Here is a 3871-nt window from a genome sequence, read left to right as displayed (position 1 = left end):
GAAGCGGACACCGGTTCGGCGTCAAAAATCGGCGACAAAACAACAACCTAAGCGGGCGAAGCGTCGGCCTGCCAAGGCAAGTCTGCTTAGGGACGGAGCGCGACGGTTCGATGACGGCGGCCGCTGCCGGGGCGCGTCCCTCAGAACGCGTAGCGCACCCCGCAATAGGGCAGCTCCTCGGCCAGCAGCGCCTTGAACCGGGTGAGCCAGCGGCCCTTCCAGCCGGTGCGGTAGCGCAGGTTCTCCATCCCGCCCTCGGAGCGCTTGGTCTCCTGGATGTCGGGGCGCCAGAGCAGTGCCTCGGCCTTGGGGTGCCAGCGCAGGTTCACCTCGTGCAGGGCGGCGTTGTGGGTGAGGAAGATGATCTCGGCCTTCAGCTGCGCCTTGGCGGCAGGGCCGATGCCGGCTTCGAGCGCGCGAAACAGCGCCCGCCAATCCTCCTCCCAGCCCTCGTAGAGGATCACCGGCGAGAAATTGACGTGGACCTCGTAGCCGGCCTCCACGAAGGCGTCGATCGCGGCGATCCGCTCCGGCATCGGCGAGGTCCGCACGTCGACCACCCGGGCGATGCGCTCGGGCATCAGCGAGAAGCGGATGCGGGTCTTGCCCTCCGGTCGGTAGGCGAGGAGGTCCGGGTTGACGAACTTGGTGGCGAAGGACGCCTTGGCGTTCGGAATGCCGCGAAACAGCCCGACGAGGTCGCGCACGCCCCCGCTCGCCAGCGCGTCGACCGAGAGGTCGCCGTTCTCGCCGAGATCGTAGACCCAGAACCGGTCGTCGATCTGGTCGGGGGCGGGGAGGGGGCCCTGGCCGGCGGCGTGACGGGCGATCGCCCGGCCGATGGCCTCGGTGTTGACGAACAGGGTGATCGGGTTGGCGTAGCCCTTGCGGCGCGGCACGTAGCAATAGGCGCAGGCCATGGCGCAGCCGTTGGAGCTCGACGGCGCGATGAAGTGGGCGCTGCGGCCGTTCGGCCGCGAGGCGAGGCCCTTCTTGACCCCGAGCACCAGGGTCGAGCGCTTGATCCGCACCCAGTCCTCGGCCGAGCCGGCATTGCCGTGCAGCTCCGGGATGTTCCAATGCGAGGCGACCTCGATCCGCCGCGCCTGCCCGAACCGCTCCAGGATCTCCCGGCCGAGGGGATAGGCCGCGACGGCGGGCTCGAGGTAGATCGTGTCGATGGCGAGGAGGCGGGACAGGGGCGGGCTCGGACGCGGTGGCTCGCGTCAGGATCTAGGGCGGTCGCGGGGCTCCAGCAGGGGCGCAAGCAGGCCCGCCGCCGCGAAGGCGCCGCCGACCGCGCAGAGTGCCGGCCAGCCGCCGGCCGCGAAGGCCCGGGTGCCCGCCGAGGCGCCGAGCGCACCGCCGACGAAGATCGCGGTGAAGAACACGGTGTTGATCCGCCCCCGCGCCCCGGGAACGAGCGCGTAGACCCGGGTCTGGTTGGCGATGAGCGCGGTGTTGATGCCGATGTCGATCAGCAGCACCCCCACCGCGAGCGCCACCAGCGAATGGCCGCCGAGGAGCCCGAACACCGCGAAGGCGGCGAGCGTCAGGGCACCGCCGCCGACAAGCACCGGGCGCGGGCTTCTCGTGTCGGCGAAGCGCCCGGCGACCGGCGCGCACAGCGCGCCCGCCGCCCCGATCAGCCCGAACAGCCCCGCTCCGGCGGGGTCGAGCCCGAAGGGCGGCGCCTCGACGAGGAGCGCCAGCGTGGTCCAGAACGCGTTGAAGGCGGCAAACAGCAGCGCCTGGGCGAGCGCCGCCCGGCGCAGCACCGGCTGCTCGCGCACGAGATCGAGGAGCGAGCGGAGGAGGGCGCCGTAACGGATTTTGGCGGTGGGGGCCGTCCCCGGCAGGCCGAGCCGGGCGAGGCCGGCCAGCGCCACCGCGAGCCCGGCCGCGCCGTAGAAGACCGCCCGCCAGCCGGCCCAGGCGCCGAGAAAGCCGCTCAGGGTGCGGGCGAGCAGGATGCCCAGCAGCAGGCCCGTCATCACCTGGCCGACCATCCGGCCCCGCGTCGCGTCCGGTGCCAGCTCGGCGGCGAAGGGCACCGCCTGCTGCGCGGCGGTCGAGAGCACGCCGATCAGGAAGCTCGCCAGGACCAGGACCCACAGGCTCGTGCTCGTCCCCGCCAGGACCAGCACGACGGCGAGCAGCAGGAGCTGCCCGACGATCAGGCTGCGCCGCGGCAGCGAATCGCCGAGCGGTACGAGGCCGAGAATGCCGAGGCCGTAGCCGGCGAGCGTCGCGGTCGGAACCAGCACCGAGGCGTCGTGGCCGAAGACCTGGGCGAGCAGCCCGAGCAACGGCTGGTTGTAGTAGATGTTGGCGACCGCCCCGCCGGCGATCAGGCTGAGGCTCAGGCGGGTCGCGGCGGTGAGCGCGGTCATGAACGGGTTCCGGGGACGGGCTTTTCGAGGGGACCGCGCCGAGGGAGCGTGCCCGGGGGTCGGCGCTCCGACATAGCGGCTTTTGGCGTCGCGGCACGGGCCCGGTCCGCACACCGGCCCCGCCCTGCGGACATGCGGCAATCGCACGCCCCCGGGGCACCTTCCGTCGGGGGAGATGCATCCCCATCTCCCTGATCGGGCAGCCGGAAGGCCGGTTCGCCCCCATGCCGATCCATCGATCGTGGTCGATCGGTTCCCTCGCGGGCCGGGTGCGACATGCACCCCGTCTCGCGGCCCCGGCCCCCTTTCAGGCCGCGGCGAGGCTGCCTCGGGAGCCTTCGAGCGGTGAACCCGCACCCTCGTCGACGCGATCCACAGATGTAGGGAGACGAACGATGTCGCAGTACCGCGTGCTGTTCGCCAAGCAGATCCTCGGGGTCCCGTTCACCGTCGGGGCCGTCGAGATCGGCCGCGCCCGCGATCCCGACCGGGCGGTGCGCGCCGCCGCCCTGCGCTTCGCCCGCCAGCACGGCGTCGAGGATTGGCGCGAGCGGGCCGACGTGGCCGAGCTCGATGCCGGGGCGACCCGCGCCGCCTGATCCCGCGCCGCCTGATCCTGACGGCCGACACGGTGAACGAACGGCGCCCGATTGCCCCGCGATCGGGCGCCGTCCTATGAGGAGGCATCCCGCCAGCATCCCCATCCTGCCAGCATCCCGAGGACGCCCCGCCCGATGGCCCGCCTGCGCTCCGATTTCTGGGTCGCCGCCCACCTGCGTCGCTGCGCCGTCGAGGGGGTGAGCGCGGTGCAGCGCCGGCGCGGCGCGCCCGAGGCCGGCGCGGTCTTCGTCAAGGTCGACCGCCTCGACGGCCGCGCCGATCTCTACGGTCCGGCCCCCCAGGCCCTGTTCGAGGACGACGAGACCGGCGGGCGCCGCTTTGAGCCCCTGATGCGGGAGGCCTTCCCGCCCGACGTCGAGGCCCGGCTTGCCAAGGAGATCCGGTTCGATTCCGACCTCTGGATCGTCGAGATCGACGACCGCGAGGGCCGGCACTTCCTCGACCTTGCGGGTTAGAGCATTGCCCGACGAAGGGGGGACCGGTTCGTCGCGGAAAAATGCGGCAAATTCGATAAGAGAGAGTCGTGCCCGGTTGCGGCGCGATCGGGCACGACTCTGGGCCCTGCGCCGGGCCGGCTGTCCGTCCCGGCCCGAACACGGCATAAGGGGGCTCCGGCCGTCCCCGCGGTGGCATCGACCCTGCAGGGCCGCCCCGCCGGTGCGGCACGCCGGCGACCGTGTCGCACCGGCGCGCGATCCCGTCCCTTCCCGTCAGGCCCCCACCGTATCCATGTCCCCCTCCGCTTCGTCCCCCACCGACTCGACCCTTCCCGCCATCACCGACCTCCTCGCCACCCTGGTGGCCTTCGAGACGGTCAGCGCGCGGACCAACCTGCCCCTCGTCGACCACGTCGAGGC

General features: G+C 72.5%; 4 protein-coding genes. 2 read left to right on the top strand and 2 right to left on the bottom strand.

Annotated elements, in window-relative coordinates:
* Positions 1-140: 140 nt before the first annotated feature.
* Complete coding sequence (locus QR78_RS31380) at positions 141-1199, bottom strand: spore photoproduct lyase family protein (protein ID WP_048431560.1); 1059 nt, start codon at positions 1197-1199, stop codon at positions 141-143.
* Positions 1200-1226: 27 nt separating this feature from the next.
* Positions 1227-2393 carry an MFS transporter gene (locus QR78_RS31375; protein ID WP_048431559.1) on the bottom strand — a complete coding sequence of 389 codons (1167 nt, stop codon included), beginning with the start codon at positions 2391-2393 and terminating at the stop codon, positions 1227-1229.
* Between the two features lie 395 nt (positions 2394-2788).
* On the opposite strand from QR78_RS31375, the gene QR78_RS31370 reads away from it, so the two are divergent.
* Complete coding sequence (locus tag QR78_RS31370; RefSeq protein WP_048431558.1) at positions 2789-2992, top strand: hypothetical protein; 204 nt, start codon at positions 2789-2791, stop codon at positions 2990-2992.
* 135 nt (positions 2993-3127) lie between these two features.
* Positions 3128-3469: a DUF1491 family protein gene (locus QR78_RS31365; protein ID WP_048431557.1), complete on the top strand. Its 342-nt coding sequence runs from the start codon at positions 3128-3130 to the stop codon at positions 3467-3469.
* Positions 3470-3871: the final 402 nt, after the last annotated feature.

The organism is Methylobacterium indicum (assembly GCF_001043895.1).
In the GTDB taxonomy this organism is placed as follows: Bacteria; Pseudomonadota; Alphaproteobacteria; order Rhizobiales; family Beijerinckiaceae; genus Methylobacterium; species Methylobacterium indicum.
Note: the sequence above shows the minus strand (reverse complement) of the source record. Positions and strands in the feature narration are given on the sequence as shown.